The organism is Oscillibacter sp. UBA6647 (assembly GCA_002455655.1).
In the GTDB taxonomy this organism is placed as follows: Bacteria; Bacillota; Clostridia; order Oscillospirales; family Oscillospiraceae; genus Oscillibacter.
On sequence record DKLF01000008.1, the window covers coordinates 1 to 18,022 of the forward strand.

Here is an 18,022-nt window from a genome sequence, read left to right on the forward strand (position 1 = left end):
AGAAACACCTCCCACAGGCGATGCCCGCGTACCAGAGAGATGGCGGCGGTTACGCCCCCGTCCGTCAGGCGAGAGCCCCTATAGGGCTCATAATAAATCAGCCCTTCCTTTTTCATTTTTCCCAGCATTTCCGTCACCGAGGCGGGCGAAATCTGAAGAGCTTCCGCAATCTGCTTATTGCTCACCAGATTATTCACACCGCTCAGCTTATAAACGGCTTTCAAGTAGTCTTCTTTATTCGGCGTCATATCGTTTCCCTCCGCTTTTTCGCAATTGCTCTGCACCGTGCCGCTTGAAGCCCTATCCTGCAAACAGCTTTGCAAGCGTGCCAAACAGCAGAACCAGAGCGATTGCAGTTAATATCGGAATCTTACGAAGCAGCAGCCGTTTGATATAAGCGTCCATAGCTTCTCCATTCGTTATCTGCACATCACTAATTTTAGGGATACCTAAATATAATTTTAAGTATATGCCAAAACAAAGCGGACTGCAAGTGTTTTTTTAATATCAAGGCGATATCGCCTGCACCTCCCCGATCAGAAACTCTTCGCTTCTTTATGCGGCGTTTCAATCTGATTTTTGCATTGCCTTCCCGTTTTTGTGAGACGCTCCATGATTTAAGCGGAGGTGCCAGTTTTTCCGGCGGCTGGGAAGATGTGCATATCTGATTACGCGAACGATTGCCAATTGTAAACAATTTGCGTCTTTTGTCACGGAGGACTTGCTTTCCGAAAATATGTGGGATATAATGACATTACATAAGTTAGTAATAACTAACCAAAATTGATTCAGGAGGTTTAAATATGTACACACAATATAAACTGCCTTATGCTTACGACGCTCTGGAGCCGCACATTGATGCGCTGACCATGGAGACGCATTATTCCAAACATCATGCCGCATATACGAAAAACCTCAACGACGCGGTGGCAAAGGCCGGCGTCAATAAGGAAATTGAAGAGCTGCTGCGCTCGCTGGGGGACATTGAGGACCCCGCTGTTCGGCAGGCCATCCGCAACAATGGCGGAGGATTTTACAACCACAACCTTTATTTCTCCACCATGGGGCCCGACGGCGGGAAGGAACCCACGGGAGCCTTTTCAAAGCTGCTGGAGCAGGAATTTGGAAGTGTTTCCGCCCTTCAGGAGAAGCTTGGGGCATTGGCCACGGGCCAGTTCGGGTCCGGCTGGGCATGGCTGTCCGCCAATCGTGATGGAAAGCTGGTGCTTTCCTCCGGCCCGAATCAGGACAACCCCCTCATGGAGGGAATGGGCTATGTTCCCATTCTGGGCATCGACGTGTGGGAGCATGCGTATTACCTTAAGTATAAAAACCTGCGTGCCGATTATGTGAAGGCATTTTACAACGTTGTTCGCTGGGATACGGTGGCGGAGAACTATGAGCGGGTAAAGCGGGGAGAATAATCGTCCCCGCTGCCCTGCAAGCGATAAAATAATGATAAGGAGGCGTGCTTTATGAGCGCAAACTTGTATGAAAAAATGAACGTATACCTTGCAAATCAGGAGGTTGCCTATATCAAGCTGCACAATCTCCATTGGTATGTGAAAGGGCGGAGCTTCTTCACCCTCCATACCAAGCTGGAGGGGCTTTACGACCAGACCGCGGTCATCATTGACGAGGTGGCCGAGCGGCTGCTGGCTCTTGGGCAATCCCCGGTGGCCAGCCTGAAAAAGGCGCTGACCATGACCACCATTAAGGAGCGGGAGGACGTGCCTGTTTCCTCGGAGGACACTATGCGAAGCCTTATGTCAGACGTAGAATACTGGATTCGGGACACAAAGGAGATTGCGCAGCTCGCGGACGAGGCGGGCGACGGCGCCACGGCCGATCAGTTTAACGGCTATTTGAGCGAATACCAGAAGCTTTTGTGGATGCTTCAGTCTTATCTGGGATAGTCGGATTTCTCCATACCGAAAAAAATACGAAAAACAGTACGGCCTTCATGGCCGTACTGTTTTCTTCTGTTAACAGGCAGGTTAGCTCGCACTTACAGAAATTTTTAAAACGTTGGAAAAACAACGTGAATAATCACCCTGCCGTGGTATACTTCAGATATAAAAAACAGATACAAGCGAAGAGCGGACAAAACCGAACAGACCTGAAAGGAAGGCTTTTATGGCAAATTATTTTAAGGTGACGGACAGCATCTACGATATTACGGAGAAATACCCGGAGCTGATTGCCTTTTTGGCGGCCAACGGCTTTGAGCCGCTGAAAAACGAGATGATGAGAAAAACGCTGGGCAAAACCATTTCACTGGAAACAGCTCTGCGCAGCAAAAAAATGAATGTGGAGCTGTTTGTAAACAAGCTGGAGGACGCAATTGAGCAAAGCCAGTACAGCGTTTCCACGGGGCTTACCCAGATGAAAAAGGAAACCGGGGCCGATGTGCGCATCGAGGGCGTGCTGCCCTGTCCCATCCGGATTCCCCTGCTGGAGCGGTTTGAAAGCTGGTTCAATGAAAAGAAGGACAGCTTTGGCTTTGAAGTGGATTACAGCTTACAGGCCGCCAGCATGGGGCTTGACCACATCAAGGCGCGGGTGCTGGAGGCGGGCGGAAACCCTGAAAGGCTGTCCGATCTGTATCTGTCGGCGGGCTTTGATTTGTTTTTCGACCAGACGCTGATGGGGCAGTACCGGGACGCGGGGGTATTCGAGGAAATCTCCGGTGTGGAGCATTTGAACCCGGATTTTGAAAACGAGCGCCTGAGCCTGAGGGACCCGAAGGGGCAGTATGCCATCATCGGCGTGGTTCCCGCCATTTTCATGGTGAACACCGCGGCGCTGGGGGACCGGCCCTGCCCCGAAAGCTGGGAGGATTTGCTCCGTCCGGAGTTTGAGAACAGCGTATCCCTTCCCACACGGGACTTGGATTTGTTCAACGCGCTGCTGCTGCACATTTACCGCTATTATGGCGAGGAGGGTGTCACCAAGCTGGGCCGTGCCATGCTGCGCAGCATGCACCCCGCCCAGATGGTGAAATCTCATATTAAACGGGGAGAAAATGCCATTCCCGCCGTGACCATCGCCCCTTATTTCTTCACCCAGATGCTGGACGCCAAGGGTCCCATGATTCCCGTGTGGCCCAAGGACGGTGCGATTGTCAGCCCCATTTTCCTGCTGGCAAAGGGCGCCTCCAAGGAAAAGATCAAGCCCTTTGTGGACTTTCTGTTCTCCAAGGAAGTGGGCGAAGTCTTTACCTCCGGGGGCAAATTCCCCTCCACCAATCCGCTGGTGGACAACGGTCTGCGTCCCGATCAAGGCTTTATGTGGCTGGGGTGGGACTATATCCACCAGCATGACATCGGGCAGTTGATTAAAACCACGGAGGAGCTGTTTTTTCAGGCATATAAGGAGGATTGAATATGAATCTGACGATTTTTTCTGGCCCTCCCTCGTCGGGGAAGACCTCAGTCATTCTGAAAACCATTGCGTCCCTGCAAAACCGGGGTATCCGGGTGGGCGTGGTGAAGTTTGACTGTCTGTATACCGACGACGACGTGGCCTATGAAAAGGCGGGCGTACCCGTAAAAAAGGGACTTTCCGGGGCGCTGTGCCCCGACCACTTCTTTGCTTCCAACATTGAGGAAATCGTCCGTTGGGGAAATCATGCGGGGCTGGACTTGCTCATCAGCGAATCCGCCGGACTGTGCAACCGCTGCTCGCCCTATATCAAGGACATCAAGGGCGTGTGCGTCATCGACAACCTCTCCGGCATCAACACGCCGAAAAAAATCGGGCCCATGCTGAAGTCTGCCGATCTGGTGGTCATCACCAAGGGGGACATCGTCTCTCAGGCGGAGCGGGAGGTGTTTGCCTCCCGGGTCAGCTCGGTGAATCCAAAGGCCGTCACCATGCATGTCAACGGCCTGACGGGCCAAGGGGCCTATGAGCTGGGAACTTTGATTTACGACGAGTCCCAGCGGGTGGACTCGGTGCAGGGGATGCAGCTTCGCTTTCCCATGCCGGCGGCGCTTTGCTCCTACTGTCTGGGTGAAACCCGCATTGGCGAGGCGTTCCAGATGGGCAACGTGAAAAAGATGGACTTGGGGGTGGACGGCAAATGACGGACTTGAGCATTGCCCGCCTGCTGGCGGAGTACCCTTACGCGGCGGCGTATTTCGAGCAGAACAAGCTGGATGTCTCCGGCTATGAGGAGCTGACCTTTCCCCGGTATTTAGAGCATTTCACCCAGGACGAGCTGGAGGATCTGGCCATTGACCGGGAAAAGCTGCTGTCCGATCTTGAGGTGTTTATTGCCCAGATGCAGGAATTTCTGGGGCTGGGCGCGTCCAATCAGGTGCACTCGCTGACCATTCTTCCCGGGCATGACAAGTCCGGCGGAGCAGAGGGCTTTGAGCGGTTCACAATTCACGCCTCCGAAATTGTCTCCATTGTCGGCCCCACCGGCTCGGGGAAAAGCCGCCTGCTGGCGGATATCGAGTGGGCCGCCCAGAACGATACGCCCACCGGGCGCAGCATTTTAATCAACGAGGAGGTTCCCGACAACAAGTGGCGGTTTTCCTCCAACAACAAGCTGGTAGCTCAGCTTTCACAGAACATGAATTTCGTGATGGATTTGACCGTGCGGGAATTTTTGGAACTTCATGCCCAAAGCCGCCTGCGGGAGGACCCGGACGCGGTGATTGATCGCATCATTGAGGAGGCCAACAACCTTGCGGGGGAGCAGTTCCGCATGGACACCCCCGTGACCAGCCTATCCGGGGGACAGTCCCGGGCGCTGATGATTGCGGACACCGCCATTTTAAGCTCCTCACCCATCGTACTGATCGATGAGATTGAAAATGCAGGCATTGACCGGAAGAAGGCACTGGAGCTGCTGGTGGCTGAGGATAAAATTGTGCTGATGGCGACTCACGACCCGCTGCTGGCTCTGATTGCCGACAAGCGTATTGTCATCAAAAACGGCGGCATCAGCAAGGTTGTTGAAACCAGTCCCGAGGAAAAGGCCCTGCTGGAGGAACTTGAAAAAATGGACGCCGTGGTCCAGCACGCGCGGCATAAGCTGCGCAGTGGAAGCGCGCTTTCCGCCGCTGACTTAAATCGGCAAGGGGCTGGGCAGTAAGGAGCCCGTCATTAAAAACAGGGGCAATATTTATACGTCGATGGCGGCCCCGCCCCAAATGTCAAGGCAATGAGTGTGGATGATAAGGACAGTGTGGGTAAAACCGAACAGCCGTAAGCGCAAAACAGAGCGCAAAGCGATTTTCGCTTTGCGCTCTGTTTTTCTTTGCTATGTAAAAAAATACGCTGTTCTCGGCAATGGGTAGATAATCGCAGGAGAGGAAGCATCGTTTTTCAGTGCTTGATAGCGCTCAGGCAACGGAGCGGGGTTTTGTACCGTACGCCAATCACTCATCCAGCTCCCAGGCAAAGGGGTCCGGCAGGGTCTGCCAGTCGGTTTGCAGCTCCGCGTCCGTCAGCAGGCAGCCGTCAAGCTCTGCCACAATCTCATCCCGGTCCAGATGAATGCCGATAAAGACAAGCTGGTTGCGCCGGTCGCCGTATTCGGCGTCCCATTTTTTGGAAAGCTCCGGCTCGTCCTTCAGATATTCCGCCCGGTCCTCCTCCGACATGGCTGCGGCCCAGTAATCTACGGGTGATATTTCGATGTTTCTGCCTGCCTGCTCCATCAGGATGACCACATCGTTGTGGTTTGGCAGCCACATAAATCCTTTGGCCCGCACCACGGACTCGGGGTATCGTTCCATCAGAAAATCGTTGATCCGCTGGGGGTGAAAGGGGCGGACCCGCTCGTACACAAACGAGGTGATGCCAAATTCCTCCGTCTCGGGCGTGTGGGATTCGCGGTTAAGCTCCTTCAGCCAGCCTGCGGAGTCGTAAGCCCGCTCAAAATCAAAGCGCTTGGTATTTAAAATCTCAGAGGGAGGGACCACGCCCCGTACGGAGCGGAGCAGCTTTGCCTCGGGCTGTAACGTCCGAAGCACGGCCTCCACCTGCGCCACCTCATCCGGGGAAAGCAAGTCACACTTGTTCAGCAGGATTACATTGCAAAACTCGATCTGCGAGATCAGAAGGTCGGTGATATCCTCCGATTCGTCTTCGTCTGCACTCTGCCGGGCAATCAGTGCGTCTCCAGACCCAAAATCCGACCAGAAGCGGTGCGCGTCCACCACGGTTACCATGGTATCCAGCCGCGTTTTCTCCGCCAGATTTACGCTCTGACTTTCGTCGTAGCACACAAACGTCATGGCGATGGGGATGGGCTCGCTGATACCCGAGGCTTCAATGAGAATGTAGTCGATGGTTTCAAGGGCGGAAAGCCTGTCCACCTCCTTGAGCAGGTCGCCCCGCAGAGTGCAGCAGATGCAGCCGTTCTGCATCTGGACCAGCTCCTCCTGCGCGCGGCGGAAGCTGCCTTGCTTCACCAGCTCCGCATCAATGTTTACCTCGCTCATGTCGTTGACAATCACTGCGATTTTATAGCCGTGGTCACTGTTTAAAAGATAGTTGAGCAGAGTCGTTTTTCCTGACCCAAGATAGCCGCACAGGACGGTTACGGGGATTCTCGTTTGCATAGGATTTCCTTTCCGAATTCAATGGGATGTGGACGATGGATTTGCGGACTCCGCGCATTCTGATAAAAACGCCGGTCAGCGGGACCTGCAATCTCTGCAATAGCCAAACACCTCCAGATTGTGTCCCACAATCTGAAAGCCCTCCTCCGCAAGCATCGGCGTAAAATTCTCCATGGGGCAGTTGCCCATGGGGATAATCTTGCGACACTTCATGCATACGGCATAATGCTTATGCTGAAAGCGGTTCAGCTCATACACGGCCATTTCATTGTTCAGCACGGTGGTTTTAAGGGCCACGCCCTTTTCAACAAAAAGCTCCAGCACCCGGTAGACGGTGGACATCCAGACGGTGTCCCCGTCCAGTTCAATTTTGGAACAAATTTCCGCCGCGCTCAGGGGCTTGTCGGAATGTTCAAGAACTGCCAGCACGCTTTCCCGCTGTCGCGTTCGCTTCACGCCCGCCTGCCATACCGTCTTATTTTCTTTCACGGGATTCACCTCGTCACTTTTTTAAAAGGGGATAGGGGTCGCTGTCCTCTGGGCTGATTTTCGGAGTACGCGGGGTGTAATGCTAATCTCAAATGCAAATGCAACTCATTTGCATTTAAGTTGATTATATACGCAGAATTTCCAAAAGTCAAGCGTTTCAGGGACGGTGCGCCGGAATAAGCCACGCCCATGCGGGAATGGGCCGCCGTTATAACCCTGACAGGGAACCCAACAGCAAACGGGGTGCTTACCATAAGGAAAGCCGTCCCATCCGGTTCTGTCAAATTTTCAGGAGTGGGTTTCTGTGTGCTTTGTGCAAAAATCCAAATTATTTTTTGGCGTCTTGACAGAGAGGGATTTGATGCTATGATATCAGATAGCCAATTATAGAGGTATTACCTTTATTCCCGGCAATTTTGGCAGAACGGGGATAAAGGAGAAGGAGAACGGGGATAAAGGAGAAGGAGAACGGGATGGAAGCAAGGATGGACGCAAAAACCGCGCGGGTCAAAATCTGGGAGGACCTTTTGAAAGTGGCGAAGCCGGACTCCAAGTTTAGCTGGGAGTTTTCGGAGTTTATTTGTGATTACGAGGGCAGCGAGCAGGGAACCGCGCTGCTGACGGCAACGGAACTATATAAAAACGCGAAGGTGATTTTTATCACCCCCGACAATAATTTGGAGACGCTGCGGGAGCAGGCGTTTCGGGATCAAAAAACCGTGGTCATGACCAATTATGGCATTACCCGCGGTTTTTTTATGATCGCCCCCGGCCAGATTCCCGCGGGAAAGGAGGAGGTTGCCTCACTGCTTGACGGTGTGTCCCGCTACTGGAAGCATCAGACGCTGGAACAGTTGGCCAAGAGTGTGGGCCACATCGACATGATGGTCACCGGGGCCTCCGCCATCACGCCCAGCGGCATCCGCTTCGGCAAGGGACACGGGTACTTCGATCTGGAGTGGGCCATGCTGTCTTCCTGCGGAATGGCGGATGCGTCCACCGTGATTATCGGCGCGGGCCACGACTGTCAGGTGGCGGACGTGGACGTGACCGTGGAGGAATATGACACGGCGATTGATTACATCGTGACCCCCACCCGGATTCTTGAAACCCGCCATGAGTTTCCCCGGCCCGCCAAGGGCATCATCTGGTGCCGTCTCGCCCCCGGAATGCGGGAGCAGATTCCCCCGGTGCAGGAGCTGTGGTGCCGGACTCACTGCAAATAAGAAGTCGCTATGAAAGAGCTTGAAACCAGACTTCTGGAGCTGCGGGGCATCTCAAAATACTTTGGTGCGACAGTGGCCAACGACTCCATCGACCTGCATTTAAACAGCGGAGAGGTGCTGGCCCTGCTGGGGGAAAACGGCGCGGGAAAAAGCACCCTCATGAATATTATTTTCGGCATGTACCGTCCCGACGCGGGCCGCATCCTGCTCCACGGCCGGGAGGTGAAAATCTCCGGCCCGGAGGACGCCATGCGCCAAGGCATCGGCATGGTGCACCAGCATTTTATGATGGTGGGACGATTTGACGCGGTGCAGAATGTGTGCCTGATGGACGGGACGGCTTCTTTGACTGTCTGGAATCGGAAAAAAGTACGTGCAGAGCTTGAAAAGCTGAAGGAGCAGTATCACATCGAAGTGGAGCTGGACTGTCCCGTGGAGCGGCTGAGCATCAGCATGCAGCAGAAAATTGAGATTTTAAAACTGCTGTACACCGGCGCGGAAATCCTGATTCTGGACGAACCAACCGCCGTGCTGCTGCCGCAGGAGTGCGAGGCGCTGTTTGAGATGATTCGGGAGATGGCGGCGCAGGGCAAGGGCGTCATTTTTATCAGTCATAAGCTGGGAGAGGTGCTGCGGGTCAGCCACCGGATCAGCGTCCTTTCCCACGGAAAGGTCACGGGAGAGGTAGATACGGCGCAGGCCGATCAGGCCCTCATCCTGCGGATGATGTCCGGCGACGACCTGCCGGACCTTGGCGGCTATGTCAAAAAGCCCGCCGGGGAGCGGGTGTGCCTTTCCTGCCGGCAGCTTGAAGGGCTTGACGACCGTGGGGTGAAGACGCTGAACGGCGTGGACCTTAAGGTGCACTGCGGGGAAATCGTGGGCGTGGCAGGGGTTGAGGGAAACGGACAGGATGAGCTGGCCGAGGTCCTTGCCGGTGTGCGGCCCGCTTCTTCCGGGGCGGTTCAGGTGGACGGGAAGACGCTGGACTTTGCAAAGGCGGGCAGTTTTATTGAAAGCGGCGTAGGCTATATCCCCTCCGACCGGAATACCGTGGGCACTGTTCCGAATTTCCCGCTTCGGGAAAACTGGCTGCTGCGCAATCGAAACTGGCCAAAGCGGCACGGACTGACGGACCTTCGCGCGGCGGCAGGGCAGGCTTCCCGGGCCATGGAGGAGTTTGACGTGCGGGGGGCGGACTGCACGACCCGCAGTGCCAACCTCTCCGGCGGCAATCTGCAAAAGTTTATTCTCGCCCGGGAACTGGGGGGCGCGCCTAAGGCCCTTGTGTGCTCCTATCCCACCCGGGGACTGGATATGAAAGCCGCGTGGTTTGTACGCAGTCAATTGACCCGGGCCAAGGAAGCGGACGTTGGAGTTGTGCTGTTTTCCGGTGATTTGGACGAGCTGTTTGCCCTTTCCGACCGGATTGTGGTGCTGTACCGGGGCCGCGTGGTGGGCGAGTGCCGACCAGAAGAAACCACGCCCCAGAATATCATCCTGATGATGATGGGAGGACAGGCATGAATAGAGTATCCTCCCTTGTGGCTTCCATGGGCGGCGGTCTTGCAGGGAAGAGACAGGGCGGCCTTGGCAAGCTTCTTTTGCTTCCGGCGGCTGTGGCGGCGGCGATGCTGGTTGGCTCCGTGTTTATTCTGGCGGTGGGGGCGAATCCGCTGGAAGCCTATTATTACATGCTGATCCGCCCGCTGACCTCCGTCACGGCGCTGGGCGAGGTGTCCATGCACTTCACGCCGCTGCTGCTGGTGGGAATCGGCGTGTCCTTTGCCTTCCACGCAAAGCTCAGCAACCTGGGCGGAGAGGGGCAGATGCTCTTCGGTGCGCTGGGTATGACCTTGATGGGGATTCCCCCCGTGGGCGGCGCGCTGGGATTCTGGTCCCTCCCGGCGGGAATTTTACTGGGAATTGCGCTGGGGGCAGGCTGGGCGGCGATTGCCGGGTATTTTAAATTTAAGTTTCACGCAAGTGAAATCATCATCACCCTGATGCTCAATTATGTGGCCCGGCAGATCATCAGCTATCTGGTGTTTTACCCGCTGCGCAGCGGCGCGGAGCCGCAGTCCGCCAAGCTGGCGGCGGCCTTGCCCAAGCTGTGGGCCTCCTCCCGGCTGAACTGGGGCGTGCTGATTGCGCTGGCGCTGACGGTGGTTTACGGCGTGATTGTGCGGCGCACCGCCTTTGGCTATCGCCTGCGCGCGTTGGGAGGCAGTGAAAAAGCCGCTGTTTACGGCGGCGTGCCCAAGGATCGGTATTACTTTCTTGCCATGGTGCTCAGCGGCGCGCTGTGCGGCCTTGCGGGTGCGCTGCAAATCAGCGGCAACACTATGCGGCTGATGGAGGGCGTGGCGGGAGACTTCGGCTTTGGCGGAATCGTGGTGGCCATGCTGGGCGGGCTTCATCCATTGGGAATCGCCGCTGCCGCGCTGTTTATGGCGCTGCTTTCGGCAGGTTCTGTGACCATGCAGGTGAAAACCGGGATTCCAACCTCGTTTACCAGCGTGTTGGAGGCACTCATTGTGCTGTTTGTCCTGCTGGGAATGGCAGTGGGCGGCATGAAGCTTGGAAGGAAGGGGGACAGAAGCTGATGGATGCAGCCAGTGTTTTCAACGCCGGGTTTCTCGCGGCGCTGTTCGCCTCCGGCGTGCGGCAAAGCGTCCCGCTGATTTATGGCTCCGTGGGGGATACCCTTTCGGAAAAAGCCGGGGTCATGGGCATCTGCATCGAGGGCGAAATGCTCTTCGGCGCGTTTTTCTCCTATCTGTTCGCCCTGCGCACTGGAAGCCTGTGGGCAGGCGTTCTGATGGGCGCGGTGGCGGGAATGCTCAGCAGCGTCATCGTGGCGGTCTGGTCCGTGCTACTTCGGCAGGATCAGGCGATTGTTGGCATCATGTTCAATATTTTTGCCATGGGCTTCACCAATTTCTTAAACCGCCTGATTTTTGGAACCTCCAACGCCAACATTTCGGTGGAAACGTTTTCTCATATCCCGATTCCGGGCCTGAGCAAGCTGCCATTGATCGGAGACGTTTTTTTCAATCAGGATATTTTGACCTATCTTTCCGTCTTGCTGGCGGCGGGAGTGTACTTTGTGCTTGCGAAAACGAAGCTGGGCCTTCGGCTGGCGGCTGCGGGGGAAAATCCCAAGGCGGCGCAGGCCTGCGGCATCCGGGTTGCCCGGTTTCGATTCCTCTCATATCTGTTCTGCGGATTTTCCGCCGGGGTGGCGGGGGCCTCGCTGACGCTGAGCTCCGTCGGCACGTTTACGGAGGCCATTTCAGCGGGCCGGGGCTTTATCTGCCTTGCCATCGTAATTTTGGCCCGCTGGAACCCGCTGATGGCGGTGGTTGCCGCCTTTGGCTTCGGTTCCATTCAGGCTTTGCAAATCCGCTTGCAGGTGTTGGGCTCGTCCCTGCCCTATCAATTTTTTGTGGCGCTTCCCTATCTGATTACCGTTCTGGTGCTGGTTCTGGCGGGCCGGAATATCAGAGCGCCGCAAGAGTTGGGCATACCCTTTGAGCGGGAACGCCGCTGACGCACAAATCCCCCGCTTCCAAAGGAAGATATGATATATTTTTAGGAGGTCTCTTATGAAAAGACACACGAAGATGCTCTCTCTTGCCCTGACGCTGGCTCTGTCCGCCGGAATGCTTGCCGGCTGCGGCGGCAGCCCCGCCGGTCAATCCTCCGCCCCCGCATCGGGCGGCGCGTCCTCCGCGGTGAGCGACCGCTCCACCGTCTCCAAAATCGCCATTTTGCTGCCCGGCTCCATCACGGACGAATCTTGGAACCAGACCGCGTACGAGGGTCTGATGCAGATCAAGGACGCGGGCTACGAGGTAGCGTATACGGAGAATGTCGGCTCCAACGATATGGAGGCGGTGTTCCGCAGCTATTGCGAGGACGGCTATGACTTCGTCATCGGACACGGCGCCCAGTATGGAGACGCCTGCTGCCGCGTGGCGGCGGACTATCCCAATGTGAATTTCTTCATCACCGGCAACGCCCCCGAGGACATTGCCGAAGCGGACCTGCCCGCCAACATCATGTTTGCGGACTATCGCGAGTGCGAAGGGGCCTATGTCTCCGGCGTGGTTGCCGCCCTGATGACTGAGAGCGGCAAGGTCGGCTATGTGGGCGGCGGTAACAACACCACCCAGCAGTCCGATAAAAATGCATTTATTGAGGGCGTGGCCAGCGTCGGCGCCGACATTGAGGTGAAAACCGTCATTACCGGAACCTTTGACGACTCCGCCCTTGGAAAAGAAACCGCTATCGCCATGATTGAGGACGGTGTGGACGTAATTTTACAGACCTGCGACCACACGGGCCTTGGTGTTTTGGAAGCGTGCAGTGCCGAAAAGGTCTACTGTATCGGCTATACCTCCGACCAGTCCTCTCTGGTTGCCGACGGGCTGTGCCTCACCTCCATGATGGTGGACATCCCCTACATGATTTCCTCCCAGATTGACCTCATCAAGGCGGGCGGCTATGGCGGACAGGCGTTCCCCGGCCTGCACGACGGCGTGGTCAGCATGGCTGCCTTCAGCGCCGAGGTTTCTGCCGACGTGGCCGATCAGGTGAACGCCGTGATCGATCAGATCAAGAGCGGCGAGCTGGTAATTACCCCTAATTACAACGAAAACTGAGACTGCCCCACACTCCGGGGCCCATATTGAGCCCCACTTCTTTGAGCTTGTTCAGGCCCGCCCCACGGGCGGCCTGAACAAGCTCTTGTGCAGCCGGGGGACGGGGGCCGCTCTGCGCTTCGTAAAAAAGCGGATGCATTATAAAGATTCACTTGTCTGAGGACATTATAAAGTATTTTAAATATGAGCCGGAGGCCCAAGGGGACAAAGGTCAGGGCAATTAAAGACTGCATCAAAATAAACAAAAAGAAGAGCGCTTCTCGGAAGAATATTATTCATATATTTATGAATAAATTTGCATAAATGGATTGACGGAAGAACCTGAAAAGCAGATAATAATTAAAATAAGAAGGAGCCGCCAAGGTGGGATTGCGGACGGGAAAGGGACGGTCAAAAAGGCATGGAAAAGGCGTATCTGGTTTTGCAGGACGGGCAGGTATTTGAGGGGGTTCGCTTCGGCGCAGGCAGGGACACGGTGGGGGAGCTGGTGTTTACCACCGGCATGTGCGGCTATCTTGAAACGCTGACGGACCCCAGCTATCACGGGCAGATTGTGTTGCAGACCTATCCCCTGATGGGAAACTACGGCGTAATTCCGGGGGATTTCGAGGGAAGCTGCGCCGTTCGGGGCTATGTTGCCCGGGAGTGGTGCGCCGCCCCGTCCAACTTCCGCTGTGAAATGGATTTGAATGCATACCTCAAGCAGGAGAACGTTCCGGGCATCTGCGGGGTGGACACCCGGGAACTGACCCGGATAATCCGGGAGCACGGAGTCATGAACGCCACAATTTGCGCCGAGCCGCCCGCCGGGCTGGAGCAGCTGCAAAAGTACGCCGTCACCGGCGCGGTGGAGGCCGTTACCTGTAAGGAGTCCCTCGTCTACCCGGCGGCGGGGGAAAAGAAGCATTCCGTGGCCCTGTTGGACTATGGCGCCAAGCGCAACATCGTTCGGGAGCTTCAAAAGCGGGGCTGTGAGGTGACGGTTTTGCCTGCCATGACCACGGCGGCGGAGGTGCTGGCCATGAAGCCGGACGGCGTCATGCTCTCCAACGGTCCCGGAGACCCGGCGGAGGCGAAATTTCAGATTGACCAGCTCAGGGAGCTTGCAGGAAAGCTGCCCCTGTTCGGTATCTGCCTTGGTCACCAGCTTCTGGCGCTGGCGCTGGGCGGACAAACCTATAAGATGAAATACGGCCACCGGGGCGTAAACCAGCCGGTCCGGGACATGGGCGGCCCCCGAACCTTTATTACCAGCCAGAATCACGGCTACGCGGTGGACGCCGATTCTCTGCCCGCCGGGCGCGTCCGTTATGTTAACGCCAACGACGGCACCTGCGAGGGCATCGACTATCCGGAGTTGGGGGCGTTTACCGTCCAATTCCATCCGGAGGCCCGCTCCGGGCCAGAGGACACCGCGTTTCTGTTTGACCGCTTTGCCGTGCTGATGAAAGGAGAGTGCCTGTAATGCCTTTGGATACGTCGATTAAAAAAACACTGGTCATCGGCTCCGGACCCATTGTCATCGGACAGGCCGCCGAATTTGACTACGCGGGGGCACAGGCCTGCCGCGTTTTAAAAGAGGCGGGGGTGGAGGTGGTTTTGTGCAACTCCAATCCCGCCACCATCATGACCGATCAGGCCATGGCGGACGAAATTTACTTAGAGCCTCTCACCGTCACCACGGTGAAGCGCATTATCAAAAAAACACGGCCGGACAGCATTCTGGCTTCCCTCGGCGGGCAGACCGGGCTGACCCTTGCCATGCAGCTTGCCAAGGAGGGCTTTTTGGAGCGGGAGGGGGTCCGCCTGCTGAGGACCAGTGCGGAGGCCATTTCCAAGGCGGAGGACCGGGAGCTGTTTAAAGAGGCCATGGAGGCCATCGGCCAGCCGGTGGTCCCCTCGGACATCGCGCAGACCGTGGACGAGGCATTGGCGGTGGCGGAGCGGATTGGCTATCCCGTTATCGTCCGCCCGGCGTTTACGCTGGGCGGCGCGGGCGGCGGCGCGGCGGCGGACCGGGAGGAGCTGCGGATTATCGCCGGCACCGGGCTGGACGCGTCCCCCATCTCTCAGATTCTGGTGGAGCGGGCCATCTTCGGCTGGAAGGAAATTGAGTTCGAGACGATTCGGGACGCCGCCGGAAACGTCATTGCCGTGTGCTCCATGGAAAATCTGGACCCCGTGGGGGTCCACACCGGAGACTCCATCGTGGTGGCCCCCGCCCAGACCCTTTCGGACCGGGAGTTCCAAATGCTGCGTACCGCGTCGCTGGACATCATCTCGTCACTTGGCATCGTGGGCGGATGCAACTGCCAATTGGCGCTGGACCCGGACAGTTTCCGCTACGCGGTGATTGAGGTGAACCCCCGGGTATCCCGTTCTTCCGCACTGGCCTCCAAGGCCACGGGCTATCCCATCGCCAAGGTCACGGCGAAAATCGCCCTTGGCTATACGCTGGACGAAATCAAGAACGACGTGACGGGTAAAACCTGCGCCTGCTTTGAACCTGCGCTGGATTACATTGTGGCGAAAATCCCCAAGTGGCCCTTTGACAAATTCGCCGACGCAAGCCGGAAGCTGGGCACCCAGATGAAAGCCACCGGCGAGGTGATGGCCATTGCCCCCGGCTTTGAAATGGCAATGATGAAGGCCGTCCGGGGTGCAGAAATCGGGCTGGACACGCTGAACCGTGCGGCGGAAGACGGAGATAACGCGTCCTTGCGGGAACGGCTGGCCCGGGTGGACGACCGACGGCTTTTCACAGTGTTTGAGGCGCTGAAAGCGGACGTGGACGTGGAGGAAATCCACCAGATTACGAAAATCGACCGCTGGTTTCTGGGCAAGCTCCAAAATCTTGCGGCTTTTGAAAACTGCCTTGCAAGAGACGGCCTGACTGCGGCGCACTATGAAACCGGAAAGCGGTATGGCTATCCCGATGCGTCGCTGCTGCGATTGTCCGGTGAGACGGTGCTTCCCGGCGGGGCAAAGGCCGCTGTTTATAAAATGGTGGACACCTGCGCGGCGGAGTTTGACGCGCAGACCCCCTATTTCTACGCCTGCTTTGACAAGACCTGCGAATCCCGGCCCTTTCCCCGCAGCGGAAAGCCTGTGGTGTTGGTGCTTGGCTCCGGCCCCATCCGCATCGGGCAGGGCATCGAGTTCGACTATTCCTCGGTCCACTGCGTCTGGACGCTGAAAAAGCTGGGCTATGAAGTGGTCATCGTCAACAACAACCCAGAAACCGTCTCCACGGACTACGACACCGCCGACCGGCTGTATTTCGAGCCGCTGTGCCCTGAGGACGTGATGCACATTATCGAGGTGGAGCGCCCGGTGGGCGTGGTGGTGGCCTTTGGAGGGCAGACGGCCATCAAGCTGACCAAATTTTTGGACGCGCAGGGGGTGAAAATCTTAGGCACCTCTGCCGAATCCATCGACATGGCGGAGGACCGGGAGCAATTTGACGCGCTGTTGGAGCGGTTTTCCATTAAGCGGCCGCAGGGCCGGGCGGTGCAGAGCCTGAAGCAGGCCCTTTCCGCCGCCGGGGAGTTGGGCTATCCCGTGCTGCTGCGACCCTCCTACGTCATTGGCGGGCAAAACATGGTCATCGCCCACAACGAGGCGGAGGTCTGCCGCTATATGGAACCGATTCTGACCAACGGAAACGGAGAACCGATTTTGGTGGACCAGTATCTTCAGGGCCGGGAACTGGAAGTGGATGTGATTTCCGACGGGACGGACGTGCTGATTCCCGGCGTGATGCAGCACATCGAGCGCACCGGCGTCCACTCCGGGGATTCCATCGCGGTCTATCCGCCCTTTAATATCAATGACCGGCTGCTGAAAACCATTGTGGACTGCTCGGAAAAGCTGGCTCTTAGCTTGAAGACCAAGGGCCTTGTCAACATCCAGTATTTAATCTATCAGGGCGAGCTGTATGTCATTGAGGTGAATCCCCGTGCCAGCCGCACGGTTCCCTATCTCTCCAAGGTGACGGGGGTGCCCATGGTGGACCTTGCCGCCCGGGTGATGACCGGGCAGCCCCTGCGCACCCTTGGATACGGCACGGGACTTTATAAAACGCCGCCCTATGTGGCTGTGAAGGTGCCGGTTTTCTCCTTTGAAAAGCTCACTGACGCAAACGCCGCCCTTTCTCCGGAGATGAAATCCACCGGGGAGGTGCTGGGCCTTGGAAAGAATTTGCAGGAAGCCTTGTTTAAAGGGCTGGTTTCCGCGGGCTATCGGGTGGAGCCGGAGCGCCGGGGCGGCATCCTCATCTCCGTCAACCGCCGGGACCAGCCGGAGGTGGTGCATATTGCCCGCAAGCTGGTGGACTTGGGCTATAAGCTCTATGGAACCGAGCGCACGGCCTATGAAATCTCCCGCCTTGGCGCGGATGTGGAGGTTGTGGGTAAGCTGGGGCAGGACAACCGCGTGTTTAAGCTGCTGGAAGCGGGGGAGATCGACTTTGTGATTCTCACCGGCTCCACAGAGCCGGAGTATATCCGGGACTTCATCCATCTGAACCACCGCTGCGTCCAGCTTGGGATTCCGTGCCTTACCAGTCTGGATACCGCCGCTGCTCTTTCAGACATTCTTGCCAGCCGCTATACGCAGGAGAATACGGAGCTGGTGGACATCTGCCGCCTGCGGACAAAACGGCAAAGGCTTCCCTTTGCAAAGCTCCAGACCTGCGGAAACGACTTCGTGTTTCTGGAGGATTTCGACGGGGCCATCACCTGCCCGGAATCCCTGTGCATCACATTGTGCGACCGTCACACCGGCGTGGGAGCAGACGGCATCGTCCTGATGCAGCGCTCCGAGACGGCGGACGCGAAAATGCGCCTGTTCAACGCCGACGGGTCCGAGGGGAGCATGTCGGGCAGCGCACTGTTATGCATGGGGAAATACCTGCACGACAAGGGGCTTACAGATAAGGAAAAGCTGCAAATCGAAACGGTCAGCGGCGTTCGTGCCGTGGAGCTTTCCGTCATGAACGGGCAGGTTTCCTCCGCCTGCGTGTCCATGGGCCGGGCCTCGCTGGACGCGGGGCGGCGGC

Annotated in this window: 15 protein-coding genes; 12 read left to right on the forward strand and 3 right to left on the reverse strand. The window is 56.8% G+C overall.

All coding sequences use genetic code 11. The annotated features are described in order from the left end of the window. Positions 1-248: metal-dependent transcriptional regulator (locus tag B2W96_RS00600; protein WP_293007499.1), on the reverse strand; the 248-nt coding region annotated here is incomplete at its 3' end. A gap of 555 nt (positions 249-803) precedes the next feature. On the opposite strand from B2W96_RS00600, the gene B2W96_RS00605 reads away from it, so the two are divergent. From B2W96_RS00605 to B2W96_RS00625, 5 genes are all read left to right on the forward strand, one after another. Continuing rightward, a complete protein-coding gene (locus B2W96_RS00605; RefSeq protein WP_293007501.1) occupies positions 804-1,424 on the forward strand; it encodes a superoxide dismutase in 621 nt (206 codons plus the stop codon). 51 nt (positions 1,425-1,475) lie between these two features. Beyond that, positions 1,476-1,916, forward strand: a complete 441-nt coding sequence (locus tag B2W96_RS00610) for a Dps family protein (protein ID WP_293007503.1) — start codon at positions 1,476-1,478, stop codon at positions 1,914-1,916. 220 nt (positions 1,917-2,136) lie between these two features. Then, a complete protein-coding gene (locus B2W96_RS00615) occupies positions 2,137-3,384 on the forward strand; it encodes an ABC transporter substrate-binding protein (protein ID WP_293007505.1) in 1,248 nt (415 codons plus the stop codon). Between the two features lie 2 nt (positions 3,385-3,386). Further along, positions 3,387-4,088: a GTP-binding protein gene (locus B2W96_RS00620; protein WP_293007507.1), complete on the forward strand. Its 702-nt coding sequence runs from the start codon at positions 3,387-3,389 to the stop codon at positions 4,086-4,088. Then, entirely contained in the window at positions 4,085-5,107 is a 1,023-nt protein-coding gene (locus B2W96_RS00625; RefSeq protein ID WP_293007509.1) for an ATP-binding cassette domain-containing protein, read from the forward strand. Before B2W96_RS00620 ends, B2W96_RS00625 begins: the two co-directional genes overlap by 4 nt. A gap of 286 nt (positions 5,108-5,393) precedes the next feature. Here the strand turns inward: B2W96_RS00625 and B2W96_RS00630 are convergent, their stop codons facing one another. Both B2W96_RS00630 and B2W96_RS00635 read right to left on the reverse strand, forming a co-directional pair. Then, positions 5,394-6,581, reverse strand: a complete 1,188-nt coding sequence (locus tag B2W96_RS00630; RefSeq protein WP_293007511.1) for a GTP-binding protein — start codon at positions 6,579-6,581, stop codon at positions 5,394-5,396. Between the two features lie 75 nt (positions 6,582-6,656). Beyond that, positions 6,657-7,070, reverse strand: a complete 414-nt coding sequence (locus B2W96_RS00635; RefSeq protein WP_293007513.1) for a Fur family transcriptional regulator — start codon at positions 7,068-7,070, stop codon at positions 6,657-6,659. Between the two features lie 473 nt (positions 7,071-7,543). Between B2W96_RS00635 and B2W96_RS00640 the strand changes: the two genes are divergently transcribed. The 7 genes from B2W96_RS00640 to carB all read left to right on the forward strand — a co-directional run. Continuing rightward, entirely contained in the window at positions 7,544-8,296 is a 753-nt protein-coding gene (locus B2W96_RS00640) for a 5-formyltetrahydrofolate cyclo-ligase (protein WP_293007515.1), read from the forward strand. A gap of 9 nt (positions 8,297-8,305) precedes the next feature. Next, the gene (locus B2W96_RS00645; RefSeq protein ID WP_293007517.1) at positions 8,306-9,823 is read left to right on the forward strand and encodes an ABC transporter ATP-binding protein; all 1,518 of its coding nucleotides are present in this window, start codon (positions 8,306-8,308) and stop codon (positions 9,821-9,823) included. After that, the gene (locus B2W96_RS00650) at positions 9,820-10,902 is read left to right on the forward strand and encodes an ABC transporter permease (RefSeq protein WP_293007519.1); all 1,083 of its coding nucleotides are present in this window, start codon (positions 9,820-9,822) and stop codon (positions 10,900-10,902) included. Before B2W96_RS00645 ends, B2W96_RS00650 begins: the two co-directional genes overlap by 4 nt. Beyond that, positions 10,902-11,849 (forward strand): ABC transporter permease, encoded by a 948-nt coding sequence (locus tag B2W96_RS00655; protein WP_293007521.1) that lies wholly within the window; start codon positions 10,902-10,904, stop codon positions 11,847-11,849. The genes B2W96_RS00650 and B2W96_RS00655 overlap by 1 nt, the downstream gene beginning before the upstream one ends. A gap of 55 nt (positions 11,850-11,904) precedes the next feature. Beyond that, complete coding sequence (locus B2W96_RS00660; RefSeq protein WP_293007523.1) at positions 11,905-12,963, forward strand: BMP family protein; 1,059 nt, start codon at positions 11,905-11,907, stop codon at positions 12,961-12,963. Positions 12,964-13,363: 400 nt separating this feature from the next. Then, entirely contained in the window at positions 13,364-14,428 is a 1,065-nt protein-coding gene (locus B2W96_RS00665; RefSeq protein ID WP_293007525.1) for a carbamoyl phosphate synthase small subunit, read from the forward strand. Then, on the forward strand, positions 14,428-18,022 hold a 3,595-nt coding region (gene carB, locus B2W96_RS00670), incomplete at its 3' end, for a carbamoyl-phosphate synthase large subunit (RefSeq protein WP_293007527.1). The genes B2W96_RS00665 and carB, both read left to right, overlap by 1 nt.

What these genes read in the sequence shown, in the direction of transcription:
- B2W96_RS00605 (WP_293007501.1), top strand. Translation starts at nt 804, where the DNA reads ATGTACACACAATATAAACTGCCTTATGCTTACGACGCTCTGGAGCCG.
- B2W96_RS00610 (WP_293007503.1), top strand. Translation starts at nt 1,476, where the DNA reads ATGAGCGCAAACTTGTATGAAAAAATGAACGTATACCTTGCAAATCAG.
- B2W96_RS00615 (WP_293007505.1), top strand. Translation starts at nt 2,137, where the DNA reads ATGGCAAATTATTTTAAGGTGACGGACAGCATCTACGATATTACGGAG.
- B2W96_RS00620 (WP_293007507.1), top strand. Translation starts at nt 3,387, where the DNA reads ATGAATCTGACGATTTTTTCTGGCCCTCCCTCGTCGGGGAAGACCTCA.
- B2W96_RS00625 (WP_293007509.1), top strand. Translation starts at nt 4,085, where the DNA reads ATGACGGACTTGAGCATTGCCCGCCTGCTGGCGGAGTACCCTTACGCG.
- B2W96_RS00630 (WP_293007511.1), bottom strand. Translation starts at nt 6,581, where the DNA reads ATGCAAACGAGAATCCCCGTAACCGTCCTGTGCGGCTATCTTGGGTCA.
- B2W96_RS00640 (WP_293007515.1), top strand. Translation starts at nt 7,544, where the DNA reads ATGGAAGCAAGGATGGACGCAAAAACCGCGCGGGTCAAAATCTGGGAG.
- B2W96_RS00645 (WP_293007517.1), top strand. Translation starts at nt 8,306, where the DNA reads ATGAAAGAGCTTGAAACCAGACTTCTGGAGCTGCGGGGCATCTCAAAA.
- B2W96_RS00650 (WP_293007519.1), top strand. Translation starts at nt 9,820, where the DNA reads ATGAATAGAGTATCCTCCCTTGTGGCTTCCATGGGCGGCGGTCTTGCA.
- B2W96_RS00655 (WP_293007521.1), top strand. Translation starts at nt 10,902, where the DNA reads ATGGATGCAGCCAGTGTTTTCAACGCCGGGTTTCTCGCGGCGCTGTTC.
- B2W96_RS00660 (WP_293007523.1), top strand. Translation starts at nt 11,905, where the DNA reads ATGAAAAGACACACGAAGATGCTCTCTCTTGCCCTGACGCTGGCTCTG.
- B2W96_RS00665 (WP_293007525.1), top strand. Translation starts at nt 13,364, where the DNA reads ATGGAAAAGGCGTATCTGGTTTTGCAGGACGGGCAGGTATTTGAGGGG.